We start from the raw sequence: 17,874 nt of genomic DNA, 5'->3' as shown, positions 1-17,874 counted from the left end.
AACGGTTCGCTGCGCAATGTCGAATTCCGCACCGACAAATATTTCGGTTTTGCGGTGCCGACGGCGCTGCCGGGTGTCCCCAGCGACATCCTCAATCCCGTCAACACCTGGCAGGACAAGGCCGAGTTCGACAAGACCGCGCGCGCACTGGTCGGCATGTTCCAGAAGAATTTTGCGAAATTTGAAGCCCAGGTCGACGCCGACGTCCGCGCTGCCGCGCCGGAAGTGAAGCTCGCGGCGGAGTGACCAAGGGCATGACGGTTCCGCGTCGCTGGAAATAATCGGCGCCTGTCTTGGGATAATCCAAACAGGCGCCCCATAAGAAATATCGACACCAAGTGTCCGGGCAAAATAACGGCTATTTGAAATCGAAATGCGCTATTTGCCGCGGCCGATTTTGCCCTTCAGCAGCATGACCGCCCATTGTCCGGCGCCAATCCCGCCGATGCCGCCCGCCGCCTTCACGGCTGCATCAAGCAGACGGCCGTGGCGGTCCGGCGTCAGCAGTTGCATGGTCTCCAACGCCACTGCGCCTCCGACAACGATCGCGACAACAAAAACCACGCGGTCAGGGTAAGCGAATCCAAGCGCAAGGCCCAGCAAGGCGAAGGCGACGAAATGCTCAATCAGACCTTCGGCAAGCACGGGGCGGGCGTCGATCGGCGACAGCGTCGCGTAGGCGATGAATGCCAGCGCCAGCCAGCCAACAATCATGCAAAATTTTTGAATGGTCGAGATAATCTGATCCCGTCAATAATCGTTGAGAAAACCCTGGCGTGGAGATCATCCAGCCCGTCCACGCGCCGGCTGCGCGCGCGTCCTGCAATAATCAGGGCGGAACTTACCCCCCAGCGGCGCGGAAGCAAGTCAATTGTCCGGAACTTGAAGTCTAAAACTTGCTCTTGTTGATCCGAAACCGCGCATTTGCCAGAGTCGCGTTTCTACCGGATGGGAGTGACGGCGATGCCCTTGTGGACTTGCGAGCAATGTGGTGCCCAGTTTCCGGACAGCGTGGCGCCGCCGGCAGCGTGCCCGATTTGTGAGGACGAACGGCAGTACGTGAACTGGAAAGGCCAGCAATGGTTTTCGCGCGAAGCATTGGCGGAGCGCCATAAGCTCGTCTGGCGCGATGACCTCGGTATATCAGGAATCGCTCTCGATCCCGCCTTCGCGATCGGGCAGCGCGCGCTGCTCGTTCCCGAGGCCGACGGTTGCGTGATGTGGGATTGCGTGCCTCTGGCCACATCGGAGGCGGTAGACCATGTCCGCTCGCTCGGCGGCCTGAAGGCGATTGCGGTTTCGCACCCGCATTATTACGGCGCGGTCGCCGACTGGAGCGAGGCCTTTGGCGGCGTGCCGATCTATCTGCATGGCGACGATCGGCAATGGGTCACGCGGCCGCATGCCGCGATCGTGCCGTGGACCGGCGACAGCCGCCAGATTTCCGATGACATTGTTCTCATCCGCACCGGCGGTCATTTCGCCGGCGGCACGATCCTGCATTGGCGTGCGGGCGGCGAGGGGCGAGGCGCGCTGCTCACCGGTGATGTTGCCATGGTGGCGATGGACCGCCGCTCGCTGAGCTTCATGTACAGCTTCCCGAACTACATCCCCTTGAATTCGAAATCGGTTCAAGGCATCGCGCGCGCGGTCGCGCCGTTGGCGTTCGACCGCATTTACGGGGCGTGGTGGGGCAAGAACATCGAGGCGGGCGCAAAGGCCGCATTCGATGCTTCGGTCCGGCGCTATCTGGCCGCGATTGCGGATTAGGGTCGGCCGAGGGCGGGAACCAGCCAGGCCGTCGAACCTTGCCACTCCAGATAGTATCGCTATATCAGGGGCTTTCCCACCCACGCTTGATCTCGTGAGCCCCTGATGACCACCACGACTGCCCCCGAATCCCAGCCGTTCCAGGCCGAGGTCGCCGAACTCCTGCATCTGATGGTGCACTCGGTTTATTCGGAAACCGATATCTTCCTGCGCGAACTGATTTCGAACGCGTCCGACGCCTGCGACAAGCTGCGCTATGAGGCGATCGCGGCACCCGAGCTGATCACCGATGGCGCGCCGCCCGCGATCCGCATCGTGCCGAACAAGGCGGCGAACACGCTTGCCGTGGTCGACAGCGGCATCGGCATGGACCGGCAGGAATTGATCGACAATCTCGGCACCATCGCGCGTTCCGGCACCAAGTCGTTTTTGTCGCGCCTGACCGAGGCCAAGGATGGCGCCAATCTGATCGGCCAGTTCGGCGTCGGCTTCTATGCCGCCTTCATGGTCGCCGAGCGCATCGTCGTCACCAGCCGCCGCGCCGGTTCGGATCAGGTCTGGACCTGGTCGTCGTCGGGCGGCAGCGGATTTGAGATCGCGCCCGCGAGTGAGGAAGATGCCGCGCGTATCACGCGGGGCACCGAGATCGTGCTGCATCTGAAAGAGAGCGCGCAGAAATATCTCGAGACCTACGAGATCGAGCGCATCGTCCGCGCCTATTCCGACAACATCCAGTTTCCTATTGAGCTGGTGCCGGAGGAGGGTGAGCCGCGCCAGATCAATTCGGCCAGCGCGCTGTGGCAGCGGCCGAAATCGGAATTGACGCCTGACGATTACAAGGGCGCCTATCAATCGATCGCCGGCGCCTTCGACGAGCCCGCGATGACCTTGCATTACCGCGCCGAGGGCCGCCAGTCCTATGCGGTGCTGCTGTTCGCGCCATCGACAAAACCGTTCGACCTGTTCGACCAGGCGCGCAAGGGCAAGGTGAAGCTCTATGTCCGCCGCGTCTTCATTGCCGACGACGCCGATTTGTTGCCGGCCTATTTGCGCTTCATCCGCGGCGTGATCGACAGCGAGGATCTGCCGCTCAATATTTCCCGCGAGATGCTGCAAAACAACCCGCAGCTCGCGCAGATCCGCAAGGCCGTCACCAGCCGCGTGATCACGGAATTGGAAAACCTCGGCGACAAGGAGCCGGAGGCGTTCGCGAAAATCTGGGATTCTTTCGGGCCCGTGATCAAGGAAGGCATCTGGGAAGATTTCGAGCGGCGCGAAAAGCTGCTGGGCCTGTCGCGCTTCACCACGACGTCGGGCGAGAAGCGTTCGCTCAAGCAGTACGTCGAAAACCTGAAATCGAACCAGACCGAGATCTATTACCTCGCCGGCGACAGCATCGAGCGGCTGAAATCGAACCCGAAACTCGAATCCGCCACAGCCCGTGGCATCGAGGTGTTGCTGCTGACCGATCCGGTCGATGCGTTCTGGACTTCGGCGCCGCTCGATTTCGGCGGCAAGCCGCTGAAATCGCTGAGCCAGGGCGATATCGATTTCGGTCTGATCCCCCTGCTGGACGACAAAGCGGACGACAAGAAGGAAGAGAGCACCACGGACGAGGCCGCGACCATCGCCGTCATCAAGGATACGCTCGGGGAACGCGTCTCCGACGTGCGGGCGTCGCAGCGGCTGACGTCGAGCGCGTCCTGTCTGGTGGCCGGCGGCGACGGCCGCGACCGCCAGCTCGAGCGCTTGCTGGCGATGCAGAACCAGGGTCCGCTGACAAAACCGATCCTCGAGATCAATCTGCGCCATCCTTTGGTGGCGGCGATTGCCGGGGCCAAGGACGCAGCCGCGGACCTGTCGTTCCTGCTGCTGGAGCAGGCGCAGATCCTCGATGGCGAGTTGCCGGAAGACCCGGCGGCGTTTGCGAGCAGGCTCAACCAATTGGTGCTGCGGGGTGTCAAACTGTAGCAGGGGCGAACCCGAATATAGGTTAGGCCGTATCTGGTAGACAGCTTCGGAAAACGGGGTGCATCGCAATGACCACGCCCGACGGCACCGACATCTTCTACGGCGGCATTCCGGTCTTTCGCGGCTTCACCAGCCTGATGGATCCGGCGCTGTATTCGCCGTTGCCGGATGATTGGACTGTCGGCGTCGCCGATATCGTGGAATCGACCAAGGCGATCGCCAACCAGCGCTACAAGGCGGTCAACATGGCGGGAGCCGCTGTGATCGCCGCCGTGACCAATGCGCTGGATGGACGCGAGTTTCCGTTTGTGTTCGGCGGCGATGGCGCGAGCTTTGCCGTGGCGCCCGCCGATCTCCCCCGCGCGCGCGAGGCGCTGGCGGCGACCGCGACCTGGGTCAGGGAGGGCCTTGATCTCTCCATGCGAGTGGCGCTGGTGCCCGTGACAGCAATCCGCGCGCAGGGCCTCGACATCAGAGTCGCGCGTTTCGGGCCGTCGCCCAATTTGTCCCTCGCGATGTTTTCCGGCGGCGGTCTCGGCTGGGCGGACGCGGCGATGAAGCGCGGCGAATTCGCGGTCCCCGCAGCGCCGGCGGGCGAGCAGCCGGATTTGTCCGGCCTGTCATGCCGGTTCGAGGAAATACCCTCCGCCCGCGGTCTCATTCTTTCGGTGCTGGTGGTGCCGGCAAAGGGCGCCGATCCGCGCGCATTCCGCAAAGCGATCGAAGACATCATCGATCTCGTCGAACGCAGCCCTGATGCCGGGCGGCCGGTGCCTTCAGGTGGACCCGATATCCGCTTTCCCCCGGCGGGCATCGAATACGAGGCGCGTGCCGCGCGCGGCGGATCGTTGTTGCGGCGCCGCGGTTCCGCGTTGGCCATCGCACTGTGGGCCTATGTCGTGTTGCGCTTCGGCATCAAGGTCGGCAATTTCGTGCCGAAGACCTACATGCAGCAGGTGGTGGAGAATTCCGACTTCCGCAAATACGACGATGGATTGCGGATGATCCTCGATTGCACGCCGGAGCTCGAGCAGGCGCTGGCGCAACGGCTGGCAAAGGCGGCTTCAAACGGTGTCGTGCGATATGGCTTGCACCGCCAGGACGCGGCGATGATGACCTGCTTCACGCCGTCGGTGATGCGCAGCGACCACGTTCACTTCATCGACGGTGCACGCGGCGGCTATGCCTCGGCGGCGACCGCCTTGAAGGCGATGGCGGCGTAAGCTTCTCGCCGCCACACAACGGGGCTGGATGCTCATTTGCCCCAGCGCGTGAAGCGAATGAACAGCACCGTGGAGAGGCCGTATACGACCATCGCGGCGCCGACGAGCGCGAACAAGGTCCAGGCCGGTGCGCCGGATGACGCCAGCCACCAGCCGCCGAGGCCGACCAGCAGCAGCCGGATGGTGCCGGCCATGACCGGGCCGCCGACCTTTGCTGCGCCCTGCGAGGCGAAGTAGAGGGCGAGGCCGGTGCCGAAGAAGCCGAAGGCCGGACCGGCCCAGGCAAGGTAGGAAGAGGCGGCAGCCGTCACCCCGGGATCGCTGGTGAACAGCGAGATCCAGAGCGTCGGCTTGATCGCGACGACGAGGCCAATCAGGCCGACGGTCAGGCCTGCCGCGGCGGCCGCGGTCCAGGCCACCCGGCGCGCCCGCGCCACGAGGCCAGCGCCAACGGCCATGCCGACCATCGGCACCGAGGCGATGCCGAACGCAAATGCAATCGGGACCAGCAGGAATTCCAGCCGCGAACCCATGCCGTAACCGGCCAGCGTCTCCGTGCCGAGGCCCGCCACGATTTTGGTGAAGATCAGGATGGTCAGGACGGTTTGCAGCGGCGCCAGGCAGGAGATCGCGCCGACCTTGAGGATGTCGATGAACATGTCGCGCTCGAACCGGAAGGCTGTGAAATTCAGCTTCAGCCGGCTGCGGCCGCTGGCGAGGTACCACGCCAGGAAGATCGCTCCCAGCGTGAAGGCGGTGAGCTGGCCTGCGGCAACCCCGGGCATGCCAAGCTTCGGCAGGCCGAACAATCCAAGACCGAGGCCGCCACCGACCACGACCTGAACGAAGGCGACGACGATCAGCACCGCCGAGGGAATGCGCATATCACCGGTGCCGCGCACCACCGAGGCCAGCGTGTTGACGAGCCAGATCGAAACCGCGCCGGAGAACAGCACGTGCGAATATTGCATTGCCTGCTCGAGCACGCCGCCGCGGCCGCCAAGCAGCGAGTAGAATTGCCGTCCGAACGCCAGCATGACAACGGTGAAGAACAGCCCGGCACAGGTGCCGATCATGGCCGCATGCAGCGCCAGACTCGCGGCGCGGTCGCGGTTGCCGGCGCCGAGCGCGCGGCTGATGGCGGAGGACACGCCACCGCCCATCGCGCCCGCCGACATCATCTGCGTCAGCATCACGAACGGAAACACCAGCGCGATCCCGGCCAGCGGCTCGGTGCCGAGCCGGCCGATATAGGAGGTCTCGGCGACCGCCACCAGCGCGGTGCCGACCATCGCGATCGCATTGGGGAGCGCGAGTTTTAGCAGCGTCGGCAGGATCGGCGAGGTCAAGAGGTTGTTGACCGGCGCAGCCGGGATGGCCGCGGGGCGCAAATCAAGCGGGGCGTCGATCGTCATGCGTCACCGGTTTGTCGGCCAGAAGGCAATATATTATGGCCAACATATTATCGGCACGCGCGACCGCAAGCCACCCCATCGCCGCGCAGGGGTCACCATGGCAGGCCGCATAGGTCGATGATGCCGTCGCGCGGGGCGCGGGTGAAGTCGAACACGAACGGCGCCATCGCCTCGAAACGAATGCGTCCCTCCGGCTGCTCGGCATAGATCTCGCCAGTGAATTTATGCCAGCCGCGGGCCTCGTAGAAGGCGAAATTATGCGGCTCACAGAACAACAGCGCAAACTTGATCGCTTCGTGGTCGCGCATGGTCTGGACCGCGGCGCCGAGCGCGAGGCCGGCAAGCCCGCGCCCCCGGAAATCCTCGCGGGTCGCAACCCCGCCGATACCGCCGATATCGACCTTGCGCCCGTTCCAGGTCACGGTGCGGAAATAGATGCCGACATGGCAGACAAGGCCGGGTTTTGACGATTCCTCTGGCGCTTCGATCAGCACGCGCAAATCGGCGTGGGCCCATTTGACGTGGCCCCAGGACAGTTTCTCGACCACACGTGTCGGCCAGACCGCATTCATCAGCGGTGCGACCCGCGGCCATGACGCGTCCCCGTTCAGGATATCGATCTCGATACTCATCTTTCACCCCGCAATAGCCGTATGTCCCGTCATACGCTGGACGCGGAGCATCGTTACCGAAGAAGCCGCCCCGCTTTGTCAAATTGCGGTGTTTAAGCGCGATGGAACCTTCTATAAGGGTTCCCGTTACACCACGTCTCCCATCATTTTCGGACATCACCCCATGACCTTCACGCTACCCGATCTTCCCTATGCCCATGACGCCCTTGCCCCCTATATGTCCAAGGAAACGCTGGAATTCCACCACGACAAGCATCACCAGGCTTACGTGACCAACGGAAACAACGCGATCAAGGGGACCGAATTCGAAGGCAAGTCCCTCGAGGAGATCGTCAAGGCCTCGTTCGGCAAGAACCCGGCCGTGTTCAACAATGCCGGCCAGCACTACAACCATCTGCATTTCTGGAACTGGATGAAACCGAATGGCGGCGGCAGCAAGCTGCCCGGCCGTCTGGAAAAGAAGATCACCGAGGATCTCGGCGGGCTCGACAAGTTCAAGACCGACTTCGCCGCCGCCGGCGTCGGCCAGTTCGGCTCCGGCTGGTGCTGGTTGTCGGTCAAGAACGGCAAGCTCGAAATCTCCAAGACCGCGAACGGCGAAAGCCCGCTGGTTCATGGCGCAACCCCGATCCTCGGCTGCGACGTCTGGGAGCACTCCTACTACATCGACTATCGCAACCGCCGCCCGGACTATTTGAAGGCGTTCGTCGATAATCTCGTGAACTGGGAATATGTCGACCAGCTGTTCGGCAAGGCTTGATCTGTTTGTCATTCCGGGGCGATGCGAAGCATCGAACCCGGCATCTCGAGATTCCCCCGATGCGCAATTGCGCATCTGAGGTTCGCGCTATCGCGCGCCCCGGAATGACGTAGAATAAATTTCAGGGGCGGCAGTGCAAAACTGCCGCCCTTATCTTTTGCCTCCCATGCCATCCTTGCAGGCGTCGCGGGCTTGCGGCACAAGCGCTGTGGCCGGGTGATTTCGCGATGTGGAAAATGCTGCGATGAGCTATTTGCTGGTCTTCGTCGGTGGCGGCCTTGGCGCGTCGCTACGCCATTTCATCAACCTCACCTGTGCGCGCTGCATCGGTACCGGATTTCCCTGGGGCACCTTCATCATCAACATCTCAGGATCGACCGTGATGGGGCTGATCGCCGGCTATCTCGTCCTCAAGGGCGAGACCTCGCAGCCGTGGCGGCTGTTCCTGATGACGGGCATACTCGGGGGCTACACGACGTTTTCCGCGTTCTCGCTCGATACCGCCGTGCTCTATGAGCGGGGTGAGCTTGGCCTGGCGGCGGCTTACATTATCGGCTCGGTCGTGCTGTCGATTGCCGGCCTGTTTGCCGGCCTCGCGCTGGTGCGCCACCTGACCTGAAAGGCCCGTGACAGCCTTGCATGGCCATGCCTGAGCCGCGCATGGATGTTTCAGTTGTTCCGTTTGCGTGAGGACCCGGCCGGGACTAAGCAGGGTTGGACTTTTCACCTGCCGATTCATTGCATTGTCAGAACCTCCTTTGAAACAGCCGGCGCCGGCCGACGATAGCCCGGAGGCCGAAGCGGTCCCGCGACGCAAGCGCAAGCCGGTCGGCTGGTCGATGATCTTCATCGCCGTGCTGGTCGCGGTCAGCGCCACGCTGGTCTATCGCCGCGACGGTATCGACGGCGTGCTCAAGATTCTCACCGATGATCTCTGGCTGTTCGGCGAGATCCTGCCGCGCGTATTGGCCGGCTGCCTGCTCGGCGCGCTCATTACGGAAATCCTGCCGCACGAGAAAGTGTCGCGATCGCTCGGGCCGAACTCCGGCCTGAAGGGATTGCTGATCGGAACGGCATTCGGCGCCATCCTGCGGGGCGGGCCGTTCACGGCCTATCCGGTGGCCGCTGCATTGCTCACCGTCGGCGCGGATTTCGGCGCCACAATCGCGATGGTGGTGAGCTGGACGCTGATCGGTTACGGCCGCGCGGTCGCCTGGGAACTGCCGATCCTCGGCACCGATTTCACGCTGTGGCGGATCGTGATCTCGCTGCCGATCCCGATCCTCGCAGGCGCGCTCGGGCGCTTCGTCTATGTGCGGATGTATCCCAAGGGTGAGCCAACATGAAGGGCGAGCCGTCATGACGATAAGCGCGCTGCTCATCGACATTACGCTGTGGGGCTCCGTCCTGGTGCTCGGCTTGATCGCGTTCCGGCGCGGCCGTGTCGTGGTGGTTTCGGCGGCGCGCGAAGGCGGGATGGATTTCATCAACATCGTGCCGCGGATCGCGCTCGGTGTGATCGGCTCCGGCTACATCGCCGCCGTCATTCCCCCCGAAATCATCACCGGCTGGCTGGGCCCGGATTCCGGCTGGCTCGGCGTGCTCACCGCCGTGATCGCGGGCGGGCTAACCCCGGGCGGCCCGGTGGTCGGCTTTTCCATCGGCGCAGTGGCGCTGAAGGTCGGCGGCGGTTCGCCGCAGGTGATCGCCTATGTCGTCGCCTGGGCGCTGTTCGCCTTCCAGCGGCTGATACTCTGGGAAATCCCGTTCATGCCGGCGCGTTTCGTCTGGTTCCGGGCCGCAGTGTCGGTGCCGTTTCCGTTCCTGGCGGCGGCCTTGGCGATGGCGATCGGGAAGCCGTGAGGTTGGCAGCTGCCTCCTCAAGCTATTGAAAATATGGGAATTTTATTCTGCTGAGTGGTGGCTAAGGGCTCGCCGCTTTTTGGGACTGCTGGAAAGCAGCGCTTCTGGTAGAATGCATCCCATGGAAAAGCAGGATATCCTTGCCAGGTTGCGCGAGCATGAAGCCGCCTTGAAGGCTCAGGGTGTGAGCCATGCGGCCCTGTTCGGCTCGCGCGCCCGCGGCGACGCCCGTCCCGACAGCGACATCGACATTCTGGTCGAAATCGCGCCGGACGTCCGGATGGATGTTTTCAAATACGTTGGGATCGTTCACAGCATCGAAGACCTGTTTCCGGTGCGTGTGGATGTTTCAAACCGGATTGCGCTCAAGCCTCATGTGAAGCCGATCGCCGAGCGCGAAGCCATTTATGCATTCTGAGTCCGTCAAGCTCGCCTTGTACGACATTCGGGACAACATCCTGCTCGCCGGCGGATTTGTCGAAGGTTTGACCAGCCAGGCGTTGGAAGGCGAGATCTGATCTTGCGTGTAATCAACCGCAGAGGTGACGAGACGGTCGTGAAAAAGACTCGTGAGACGACCGCTCCTAGCCTCACCCAAACGCCTTATGGACTCACGCTTGACGAAGAAGCGGACTTTGATGCTTCGCGGGCGGAAGCTGCGCGCGGCGAGTTTGCGACAGACGAAGAGGTCCGCGCCGTTTGGGCGAAGCATGGCCTGTGAAGGTTCCAATAGGCCGGATTGGCCCCGCACCCAGTCGGGCAAATCACGCCAGCGGTTGATCCAGTATCCGGCGCCAACGCGTGGACTCCCGTAATGTTATAATATAACATTCTTGCATGGCTCACTCCCATTCCCACGACCATGGACACCACGGGCACGCCCATAGCCATGGTCATCCCCATCACCACGACCCCTCGACGCCGCATCCGGCGCAGCCGGCGCCGTGGTCGATCCTGCGGATGACCGTGGCGGCACGGCTTGGCGCGGCGCTGGCGGTCAGCGCCTGTCTTTGGGTGGTCGTGCTGGTGGCGATGAGGTGAGCATGGCGGCGCAGGCAAAAGCTCTGGTGAAATTCAGCAATGTCACGCTCGGCTACGACCGGCATCCGGCGGTGCATCATCTCAACCTCGAGGTCGCCGGGGGCGCGCTGGTCGCGGTGATCGGGCCGAACGGCGCCGGCAAGTCGACGCTGTTTCGCGGCCTCGCCGGCATCCTTAAACCCCTGTCGGGATCGATCGCGCTGGGCGGGCTCGACAGCAAGGACATCGCCTACCTGCCGCAGACCGCCGACATCGACCGCAGCTTTCCGATTTCGGTGTTCGATTTCGTCGGCACCGGACTGTGGCGCTCGACCGGCTTCTTCGGCGGCATGGGCAGGAAAGAGCGCGAGCGGGTTTTGGCGGGGCTTGCCGCCGTCGGCCTCAACGGTTTTGAGAACCGCCCGATCGGCACGCTGTCCGGCGGCCAGATGCAGCGCATGCTGTTCGCGCGCGTGCTGCTGCAGGACGCGCGCCTGATCGTGCTGGACGAGCCGTTCAACGCCATCGACGCCAAAACCTCCGCCGACCTGATCGCGCTGGTCAAGCGCTGGCATGGCGAAGGCCGCACCGTGCTGGCGGCGCTGCATGATCTCGACATGGTGCGCAACCACTTCCCCGAGACCCTGCTGCTGGCCCGTGGGCCGGTAGCCTGGGGCGCGACCGCGCAAGTGCTGACGCCGGATAACCTGATGGTCGCGATGAAGATGTGCGAAGCCTTCGACGACCGGGCCGCTGCCTGCGCCGAAGATGCGCCGTCGCGGGCGGCCTAGCTCCAATGCTCCATGATGCGCTGATCGCGCCCTTCACCGAATTCGAGTTCATGCGCCGCGCGCTCGCCGCCGTGATCGCGCTGTCGCTGGGCGCTGCGCCGATCGGCGTGTTCCTGATGCTGCGGCGGATGAGTCTGGTCGGCGACGCCATGGCGCATGCGATCCTGCCTGGGGCCGCGATCGGCTTTTTGGTCTCCGGGCTCAATCTGTTTGCGATGACGACCGGCGGCCTGATCGCAGGATTTACGGTCGCGATCCTGGCCGGTGTGGTCGCGCGCACCACCGAACTGAAGGAAGACGCCTCGCTGGCGACGTTCTATCTGGTGTCGCTGGCGCTCGGCGTCACCATCGTGTCCATCAAGGGTACCAATATCGACCTCTTGCACGTGCTGTTCGGCAACATCCTGGCGATGGACGACCAGACCCTGCTGGTGATCGCCTTCAACGCCACGATTACGCTCCTTGTGCTGGCCGTGATCTATCGCCCGCTGGTGATCGAATGCGTCGATCCGGTGTTCCTGCGCACCGTGAGCCGCGCCGGCGCGCCGGCGCATCTGGCGTTTCTGGCGCTGGTCGTGATCAATCTCGTCAACGGCTTTCACGCGCTCGGCACCTTGCTCGGCGTCGGGCTGATGATCCTGCCCGCGGGAATCGCGCGGTTCTGGTCGCGCGACATTACCGGGATGATCTGCATCGCGGTCGCGAGCGCCATGGTGTCGGGCTATGCCGGGCTGGTGCTGTCGTTCCAGACCAAAATTCCGTCAGGCCCCGCGGTCATCCTGGTCGCGGCGGGGATCTATGTGGTGTCCGTGCTGTTCGGCAATGTCAGCGGCCTGGTCCGGCAGCTGTTCCCCGGCCGGCATCTCGAGGCGTAACGATGCAGCGTTTTTTCGGGTTCATGTGTCTGGCGCTGATCGCCACAGTCGTTCCGGCCAGCGCGCAGGAGCGCCTCAAGGTCGTCGCCAGCTTCTCCATCCTCGGCGATTTCATCCGCAATGTCGGCGGCGACCGCGTCAACGTCACGACGCTGGTCGGTGCTGACGGCGATGCGCATGTCTACTCGCCGACGCCGGCGGATGCGAAAAAGATCGCCGATGCCAAGCTGATTTTCGTCAATGGCCTTGGCTTCGAGGGCTGGCTGCCGCGGCTGCTGAAATCCGCCGGGAGCAAGGTTTCCGTCGTGACGGCGACCGCCGGTATCGCGCCGCTCAAGCTTGGCTCGGATGCCGACCCGCACGCCTGGCAATCCGTCGCCAATGCCAAAATCTATGTCGGCAATATCCGCGACGCGCTGGCGGCCGCCGATCCTGCCTCAGCCCAGGGTTTTCGCGCCAATGCGGAGGCCTATCTGGCGAAACTCGACACCCTGGACCGCGAGGCGCGCGAAGCCGTCGCAAAGATCCCGGCGGGCCGCCGCAAGGTGATTTCGACCCACGGCGCCTTCGGCTATTTCGCCGCCGCCTACGGCGTCGAATTCATTGCCCCCGTCGGCGTATCCACGGAATCCGAGCCCAGTGCCCGCGATATCGCCGGTATTATCACCCAGATCCGAACCGCCAAAATCCCGGCGGTTTTTCTGGAAAATGTCAGCGATCCGCGCCTGATCCGCCGAATCTCGGCCGAGACCGGTGCCAGGATCGGCGGGACCCTCTATTCGGACAGTTTGACGGCCGAAAAGGGCGATGCACCCACTTACATTGATATGGTCAGGCACAATATAAAGGCACTGACCAGCGCGCTTGGCGAATAGGGCAGGGGCCTCCCTGCTGTTGCCGGCGTGCCCGAATTTCCGCCCGGAGCCACCATGTCTGAACTGACGTCCCAAAAAATTCCTGTGACCGTGCTGACGGGCTATCTCGGCGCCGGCAAAACCACGCTGCTCAACCGCATCCTGTCGGAAAACCACGGCAAGAAATACGCCGTCATCGTCAACGAATTCGGCGAGATCGGCATCGACAACGACCTCATCATCGGCGCCGATGAAGAAGTGTTCGAGATGAACAATGGCTGCGTCTGCTGCACCGTGCGCGGCGACCTCGTGCGCATCCTCGACGGCCTGATGAAGCGCAAGGGCAAATTCGACGCCATCATCGTCGAGACCACCGGCTTGGCCGACCCGGCGCCGGTCGCGCAGACCTTCTTCGTCGACGAGGACGTGCAGAAGAACGCCCGGCTCGACGCGGTCGTCACCGTCGCCGATGCCAAATGGCTCAGCGACCGTTTGAAGGACGCGCCGGAAGCCAAGAACCAGATCGCTTTCGCCGACGTCATCGTGCTCAACAAGACTGACCTGGTTTCCAAAGCCGAGCTTGCCGAAGTCGAGGCGCGGATCCGCGGCATCAACCCTTACGCAAAACTGCACCGCACCGAGCGCTGCAAGGTGGCGCTGGCGGACGTGCTGGAACGCGGCGCGTTCGATCTCGACCGCATTCTCGAGATCGAGCCGGAATTCCTCGATGCCGGCGACGGCCATGATCATCACCATGATCACGATCATCACCACGGCCATGACCATCATCATGATCACAGCCACAGCCATGGCGGGCTGAAGCACTACCATGACGAGGAGATGCAGTCGCTGTCGCTGCGCACGGACAAGCCGCTCGATGCCACCAAGTTCATGCCGTGGCTGCAGAACCTCGTCGCCTCCGAAGGGCAGAAGATCCTTCGCTCCAAGGGCATCCTCGCCTTCAGCGACGATGACGACCGCTACGTGTTCCAGGGCGTCCACATGATGCTCGAGGGCGACCATCAGCGTAAGTGGAAGGATGACGAACGGCGCGAGAGCCGGCTTGTGTTCATCGGTCGCGAATTGCCGGAGCAGATGATTCGCGACGGTTTTGAGAGCTGTATCACCACGTGATGAAACAGTTTGATCCGGGCGAAGGCGCCTCCATTGCTTCGATCACCGACAAGGTGCGGCCGCTTGCGGTCGGCATGCCGATATCGTCGGTGTATTTTCTCGGCGAGACCGCGGTCTTCGTCGGCGCTGAGGAGAAGGCTGCCATCGTCGGCGCCGGCGGCGAGATTTCACCTGTCGATATTCACGGCGGTGCGGTGCTGTGTGCGGCGTCCGACGGCGCGCGCGTCGTTACCGGCGGCGACGACGGCAAGCTCGTCGCGCTCAATGCCAAGGGCGAGGTCAGCGTGCTCGCGACCGATGCCAAGCGGCGCTGGATCGACAATGTCGCGCTGCATCCCGATGGCGCGGTGGCATGGTCGGCCGGCAAGACCTCGTATGTCCGCAGCGGCAAGAGCGAAGAGAAAACATTCGATATGCCCTCGACCGTCGGCGGCCTGGCCTTCGCGCCCAAGGGCCTGCGGCTGGCGGTCGCGCATTATAACGGCGTGACGCTGTGGTTTCCCAACATGGCGGCGAAGCCTGAGTTTCTGGAATGGGCCGGCTCGCATCTGTCGGTCACCTTCAGCCCGGACAACAAGTTTCTGGTGACCGGGATGCACGAGCCGGCGCTGCATGGCTGGCGGCTCGCCGACAACCGGCACATGCGCATGAGCGGCTATCCCGGCCGCGTTCGCTCGATGTCGTGGAGCGCCGGTGGCAAGGGGCTTGCAACCTCGGGCGCCGATACCGTGATCATCTGGCCGTTCGCCAGCAAGGACGGGCCGATGGGCAAGGAGCCGGCGATGCTGGCGCCGCTGCAGGCCCGCGTCTCCGCGGTCGCCTGTCATCCGAAGCATGACATCCTGGCCGCCGGCTACAGCGACGGTTGCGTGCTGATGGTGCGGATCGAGGACGGCGCGGAGATCCTGGTGCGCCGGCGGGGCAACGCCGCGGTTTCGGCGCTGGCCTGGAGCCCCAAGGGATCGCTGCTCGCCTTCAGCACCGAAGACGGCGACGCCGGCATGGTGGAGCTCTAGATCATCCGCTGGTGCGTGGCGAGACTGCACCGAAGTGCATCCGCGATTGACGGTGCGCTCCCTCTCCCGCCCTTGCGGGGGAGGGCTGGGGTGGGGCGTCGCCACGAGTCGCACTATTCGTGTGGTGAGACTTCCCCCACCCGGATCGCATCTCACGATGCGATCCGACCTAAGAGCGAGCTTCGCTCGTCTCGACCCCCGCAAGCGGGAGAGGTGAGGCCAATCCAGCCCGCGTCACTTCACCTTCTTCCCAGCTTTGACGTAAGCCTCGATGTGGTCAAACGTCTTGCCGGCCGGTTCGAGATTTTCGAAGGCCGAAGCGGCCTTGCTCATGTTTTCGGCGGTCTTGTCGCGGTCTTTCGGGTCGGGTTTGAATACGGCGAGCATGGTGAGCGCCGTCACATAATTCCCGAACGCCGCTTGCTCGGCCGCGAACAGGTTTTTCAGGCGAGGATCGTTCGCAAAAAAGCCGGTGAAGGTCTTCTTGATGCCGTCGTCGGCTGATGCCAGCGACTGCAACGCCCAAAAGGCGCTCGCCAATGTCAGCACGCGAAAGAATTTGGCGGGCTCGGTTTTGCACGCGTATTTGTCGCAGGCCATCTTGGCCATCACGTTATCCCGGCCTTCCGCGGTCATGTTCGGTCCGAACTTGCTCTTCATGAATCCCATGCGCATGGCGATGCCTGCCATGTCGTCATCTGCGCTGGAGAAGTTTGCGAGGATTCTTTCAATGAAGCTGGTGTCACCGGATGCCATATAGGCGCCGATCAAGAGATCATTGTCGGCGGCATTCGACGACGGCCGCACCACGGCAAGTTTGGCAGGCTGGTTCTTTTCGATTTTCTGCAGCGTGGCTGTGATCTGGTTTTCCTCGGCAAATTTCTGCGCGTCTTCCGTGACGCCGGCGCCGTAGAGCGCCACGAGCTTCACCGATTTGACGTATGAAGAGGCTTCAAGTTGCAGGATGCGCTGCTTTTCCGCGGGCGACGTGCTGAAGATCTGCGCCAGGAATCCAATGACGGCGCTGGGATCTGCGTTTGGTCCGGCCCGCATCTGCGAGAGCACGCTGTCGACGCAGGCGGGCTGCCTGGTTCGGTAATAGCCCGTCATGCAGTTCTGGTCCGCAGCCGCGGGCGAGCATTGAATGCCGAGCAGCGCGACCGCGACGTAAAGCAATCTTTTCATGACAATTCTCGCAGAATCAGGCGAATCTGTTCTATCCGGGACCGCATCGAGCGCCGTTGCCCGCAGCGAAGCGGATCGTCGCTCGCACCCGGGGCCGGCGACCGTTCGTCGCCGCAAAGCACCAGATCGTTCAGGCTGTGATAGATTCGTCACCTCTCTCCCCTAGAAAACCGACATGCGCTTCCTGACGACATTCCAGATCGCCGATTTCCTCGACACCCTGGTCAGCCTGACCGCGGCGTTCGTTTTGGGCACCCTGATCGGCGCCGAGCGGCAATACCGGCAGCGGACCGCGGGCCTGCGCACCAATGTGCTGGTCGCCGTCGGTGCGGCCGCCTTCGTCGATCTGGCGATGCATCTGAAGTACGCCGAAGGCGCCGTACATGTGATCGCCTATGTCGTTTCGGGGATCGGCTTCCTCGGCGCCGGCGTCATCATGAAAGAGGGCATGAACGTCCGCGGCCTCAACACTGCGGCGACACTCTGGGGATCGGCCGGGGTTGGAGCTTGCGCCGGCGCCGACATGGTGGCCCAGGCGGCGGCGCTGACCGTGTTCGTGGTCGCCGGAAACACCTTGCTGCGCCCGCTGGTGAACGCGATCAACCGCATTCCGATCGACGAACGCGCGTCCGAGGCGACGTACCACTTCAAGCTCGCGGTCAGTGCGGAGGCGTTGCCCGACATGCGCGACCATCTGGTCGAGCGATTGGAGCATGCAAAATATCCGGTCGCTGAACTCAATGTGGTCGAGCATGGCGATGACCTCCTGGAGATCGTCGCAACGCTGGTCTCCACCGCGATCGATCCCAACGAATTGAACGCGGTCGCGGTCGATCTGCAGCGCCAGCCCGGCGTTCGCCACGCCACCTGGGAAGTCAGCACCAAGGATTAGGGCGTTCTCCTCGGTTGCCGGTTCCACGCGGGCTGCGCGCGGAACAATTCTTGTGGCCGGCCGTTGATGTCGCGAACAATCTCGCGGTGAACGACATGCCTGCCGATCATGACAAGCGCAATTACCGGAATGATTTTCTTGTCGCGGCCGTCCTGGTCACGGCGGGGCTTGTCATTTCAGGCCTGTCGCTGATGGAATTGAGCGCGCGCCCGCCGCAACAATTGGCGCAGGCCACCCAGCCGCTGCAATCGACGCCTGACGCGGAAAAAAAGCCGTCTGTTCCTGCGGAGACGACGACCGGCACCCGGCCGTCCAACGTGCCGCCTGAACCGGCGCGTCCCGATGCCGACGCGCAGAAAGCGGGCGCACAGCCCGCGCTGCCGCCCGCACCGGCAGAGAAAACGGCCGAACCAATCAAGCAGAAGTAGGATTTCCAAATCCCGCACCGTCATCCTGAGGTGCGCGCTCTTGCG

Annotated in this window: 20 protein-coding genes and 1 pseudogene; 17 read left to right on the top strand and 4 right to left on the bottom strand. The window is 63.3% G+C overall.

Annotation, left to right across the window (positions count from 1 at the left end):
- A pseudogene (locus JQ574_RS27355) lies at positions 1-246 on the top strand (phosphoenolpyruvate carboxykinase (ATP)); the annotation flags it as partial.
- 132 nt (positions 247-378) lie between these two features.
- Here the strand turns inward: JQ574_RS27355 and JQ574_RS27350 are convergent.
- Positions 379-714, bottom strand: coding sequence for a VanZ family protein (locus JQ574_RS27350; protein WP_212211549.1), 336 nt, complete (start codon positions 712-714; stop codon positions 379-381).
- A 249-nt stretch (positions 715-963) separates the two neighbouring features.
- Between JQ574_RS27350 and JQ574_RS27345 the strand changes: the two genes are divergently transcribed.
- From JQ574_RS27345 to JQ574_RS27335, 3 genes are all read left to right on the top strand, one after another.
- Positions 964-1,770: an MBL fold metallo-hydrolase gene (locus tag JQ574_RS27345; protein WP_212211547.1), complete on the top strand. Its 807-nt coding sequence runs from the start codon at positions 964-966 to the stop codon at positions 1,768-1,770.
- 102 nt (positions 1,771-1,872) lie between these two features.
- Positions 1,873-3,741, top strand: a complete 1,869-nt coding sequence (htpG, locus tag JQ574_RS27340) for a molecular chaperone HtpG (protein WP_212211571.1) — start codon at positions 1,873-1,875, stop codon at positions 3,739-3,741.
- Between the two features lie 68 nt (positions 3,742-3,809).
- Complete coding sequence (locus JQ574_RS27335; protein ID WP_212211545.1) at positions 3,810-4,964, top strand: DUF3095 domain-containing protein; 1,155 nt, start codon at positions 3,810-3,812, stop codon at positions 4,962-4,964.
- Between the two features lie 32 nt (positions 4,965-4,996).
- On the opposite strand, the gene JQ574_RS27330 is transcribed toward JQ574_RS27335, so the two are convergent.
- Together JQ574_RS27330 and JQ574_RS27325 are read right to left on the bottom strand one after the other, a co-directional pair.
- Positions 4,997-6,379, bottom strand: coding sequence for an MATE family efflux transporter (locus JQ574_RS27330; RefSeq protein WP_212211543.1), 1,383 nt, complete (start codon positions 6,377-6,379; stop codon positions 4,997-4,999).
- Positions 6,380-6,471: 92 nt separating this feature from the next.
- Positions 6,472-7,011: a GNAT family N-acetyltransferase gene (locus JQ574_RS27325; RefSeq protein WP_212211541.1), complete on the bottom strand. Its 540-nt coding sequence runs from the start codon at positions 7,009-7,011 to the stop codon at positions 6,472-6,474.
- Between the two features lie 163 nt (positions 7,012-7,174).
- Between JQ574_RS27325 and JQ574_RS27320 the strand changes: the two genes are divergently transcribed.
- From JQ574_RS27320 to JQ574_RS27270, 11 genes are all read left to right on the top strand, one after another.
- Entirely contained in the window at positions 7,175-7,771 is a 597-nt protein-coding gene (locus tag JQ574_RS27320; protein WP_212211539.1) for a superoxide dismutase, read from the top strand.
- Between the two features lie 244 nt (positions 7,772-8,015).
- On the top strand, positions 8,016-8,390 hold the full coding sequence (crcB, locus tag JQ574_RS27315; protein ID WP_212211537.1) for a fluoride efflux transporter CrcB: 375 nt from the start codon (positions 8,016-8,018) through the stop codon (positions 8,388-8,390).
- A gap of 124 nt (positions 8,391-8,514) precedes the next feature.
- Positions 8,515-9,117 (top strand): permease, encoded by a 603-nt coding sequence (locus tag JQ574_RS27310; protein WP_212384083.1) that lies wholly within the window; start codon positions 8,515-8,517, stop codon positions 9,115-9,117.
- Between the two features lie 13 nt (positions 9,118-9,130).
- Positions 9,131-9,634, top strand: a complete 504-nt coding sequence (locus tag JQ574_RS27305) for a hypothetical protein (protein ID WP_212211527.1) — start codon at positions 9,131-9,133, stop codon at positions 9,632-9,634.
- Positions 9,635-9,755: 121 nt separating this feature from the next.
- The gene (locus JQ574_RS27300) at positions 9,756-10,052 is read left to right on the top strand and encodes a nucleotidyltransferase family protein (protein WP_212211526.1); all 297 of its coding nucleotides are present in this window, start codon (positions 9,756-9,758) and stop codon (positions 10,050-10,052) included.
- A gap of 419 nt (positions 10,053-10,471) precedes the next feature.
- Positions 10,472-10,675, top strand: a complete 204-nt coding sequence (locus JQ574_RS27295) for a hypothetical protein (RefSeq protein WP_212211524.1) — start codon at positions 10,472-10,474, stop codon at positions 10,673-10,675.
- A 2-nt stretch (positions 10,676-10,677) separates the two neighbouring features.
- The gene (locus JQ574_RS27290) at positions 10,678-11,445 is read left to right on the top strand and encodes a metal ABC transporter ATP-binding protein (RefSeq protein WP_212211522.1); all 768 of its coding nucleotides are present in this window, start codon (positions 10,678-10,680) and stop codon (positions 11,443-11,445) included.
- A gap of 5 nt (positions 11,446-11,450) precedes the next feature.
- Positions 11,451-12,320 (top strand): metal ABC transporter permease, encoded by an 870-nt coding sequence (locus tag JQ574_RS27285; RefSeq protein ID WP_211994028.1) that lies wholly within the window; start codon positions 11,451-11,453, stop codon positions 12,318-12,320.
- A gap of 2 nt (positions 12,321-12,322) precedes the next feature.
- Complete coding sequence (locus tag JQ574_RS27280; RefSeq protein ID WP_212211520.1) at positions 12,323-13,195, top strand: metal ABC transporter substrate-binding protein; 873 nt, start codon at positions 12,323-12,325, stop codon at positions 13,193-13,195.
- 54 nt (positions 13,196-13,249) lie between these two features.
- Positions 13,250-14,308, top strand: coding sequence for a GTP-binding protein (locus tag JQ574_RS27275; RefSeq protein ID WP_212211518.1), 1,059 nt, complete (start codon positions 13,250-13,252; stop codon positions 14,306-14,308).
- Complete coding sequence (locus JQ574_RS27270; protein WP_212384082.1) at positions 14,308-15,324, top strand: WD40 repeat domain-containing protein; 1,017 nt, start codon at positions 14,308-14,310, stop codon at positions 15,322-15,324. The genes JQ574_RS27275 and JQ574_RS27270 overlap by 1 nt, the downstream gene beginning before the upstream one ends.
- Before the next feature lie 234 nt (positions 15,325-15,558).
- Here the strand turns inward: JQ574_RS27270 and JQ574_RS27265 are convergent, their stop codons facing one another.
- The gene (locus JQ574_RS27265; protein WP_212211514.1) at positions 15,559-16,509 is read right to left on the bottom strand and encodes a hypothetical protein; all 951 of its coding nucleotides are present in this window, start codon (positions 16,507-16,509) and stop codon (positions 15,559-15,561) included.
- 175 nt (positions 16,510-16,684) lie between these two features.
- Here JQ574_RS27265 and JQ574_RS27260 point away from each other — a divergent pair, with 175 nt between their 5' ends.
- Together JQ574_RS27260 and JQ574_RS27255 are read left to right on the top strand one after the other, a co-directional pair.
- Complete coding sequence (locus JQ574_RS27260; RefSeq protein WP_212211510.1) at positions 16,685-17,401, top strand: MgtC/SapB family protein; 717 nt, start codon at positions 16,685-16,687, stop codon at positions 17,399-17,401.
- Positions 17,402-17,451: 50 nt separating this feature from the next.
- On the top strand, positions 17,452-17,829 hold the full coding sequence (locus JQ574_RS27255; protein ID WP_312014715.1) for a hypothetical protein: 378 nt from the start codon (positions 17,452-17,454) through the stop codon (positions 17,827-17,829).
- Positions 17,830-17,874 lie beyond the last annotated feature (45 nt).

Origin of the sequence: Bradyrhizobium sp. AUGA SZCCT0158 (genome assembly GCF_018130065.1) — a bacterium.
Classification (GTDB): domain Bacteria; phylum Pseudomonadota; class Alphaproteobacteria; order Rhizobiales; family Xanthobacteraceae; genus Bradyrhizobium.
This window is presented reverse-complemented; position numbering and strand designations above follow the sequence as displayed.

What these genes read in the sequence shown, in the direction of transcription:
- JQ574_RS27325 (WP_212211541.1), bottom strand. Translation starts at nt 7,011, where the DNA reads ATGAGTATCGAGATCGATATCCTGAACGGGGACGCGTCATGGCCGCGG.
- JQ574_RS27270 (WP_212384082.1), top strand. Translation starts at nt 14,308, where the DNA reads ATGAAACAGTTTGATCCGGGCGAAGGCGCCTCCATTGCTTCGATCACC.
- JQ574_RS27350 (WP_212211549.1), bottom strand. Translation starts at nt 714, where the DNA reads ATGATTGTTGGCTGGCTGGCGCTGGCATTCATCGCCTACGCGACGCTG.
- JQ574_RS27280 (WP_212211520.1), top strand. Translation starts at nt 12,323, where the DNA reads ATGCAGCGTTTTTTCGGGTTCATGTGTCTGGCGCTGATCGCCACAGTC.
- JQ574_RS27290 (WP_212211522.1), top strand. Translation starts at nt 10,678, where the DNA reads ATGGCGGCGCAGGCAAAAGCTCTGGTGAAATTCAGCAATGTCACGCTC.
- JQ574_RS27285 (WP_211994028.1), top strand. Translation starts at nt 11,451, where the DNA reads ATGCTCCATGATGCGCTGATCGCGCCCTTCACCGAATTCGAGTTCATG.
- crcB (WP_212211537.1), top strand. Translation starts at nt 8,016, where the DNA reads ATGAGCTATTTGCTGGTCTTCGTCGGTGGCGGCCTTGGCGCGTCGCTA.
- JQ574_RS27260 (WP_212211510.1), top strand. Translation starts at nt 16,685, where the DNA reads ATGCGCTTCCTGACGACATTCCAGATCGCCGATTTCCTCGACACCCTG.
- JQ574_RS27320 (WP_212211539.1), top strand. Translation starts at nt 7,175, where the DNA reads ATGACCTTCACGCTACCCGATCTTCCCTATGCCCATGACGCCCTTGCC.
- JQ574_RS27305 (WP_212211527.1), top strand. Translation starts at nt 9,131, where the DNA reads ATGACGATAAGCGCGCTGCTCATCGACATTACGCTGTGGGGCTCCGTC.
- JQ574_RS27345 (WP_212211547.1), top strand. Translation starts at nt 964, where the DNA reads ATGCCCTTGTGGACTTGCGAGCAATGTGGTGCCCAGTTTCCGGACAGC.
- JQ574_RS27335 (WP_212211545.1), top strand. Translation starts at nt 3,810, where the DNA reads ATGACCACGCCCGACGGCACCGACATCTTCTACGGCGGCATTCCGGTC.
- JQ574_RS27300 (WP_212211526.1), top strand. Translation starts at nt 9,756, where the DNA reads ATGGAAAAGCAGGATATCCTTGCCAGGTTGCGCGAGCATGAAGCCGCC.
- JQ574_RS27330 (WP_212211543.1), bottom strand. Translation starts at nt 6,379, where the DNA reads ATGACGATCGACGCCCCGCTTGATTTGCGCCCCGCGGCCATCCCGGCT.
- JQ574_RS27275 (WP_212211518.1), top strand. Translation starts at nt 13,250, where the DNA reads ATGTCTGAACTGACGTCCCAAAAAATTCCTGTGACCGTGCTGACGGGC.
- JQ574_RS27265 (WP_212211514.1), bottom strand. Translation starts at nt 16,509, where the DNA reads ATGAAAAGATTGCTTTACGTCGCGGTCGCGCTGCTCGGCATTCAATGC.
- JQ574_RS27295 (WP_212211524.1), top strand. Translation starts at nt 10,472, where the DNA reads ATGGCTCACTCCCATTCCCACGACCATGGACACCACGGGCACGCCCAT.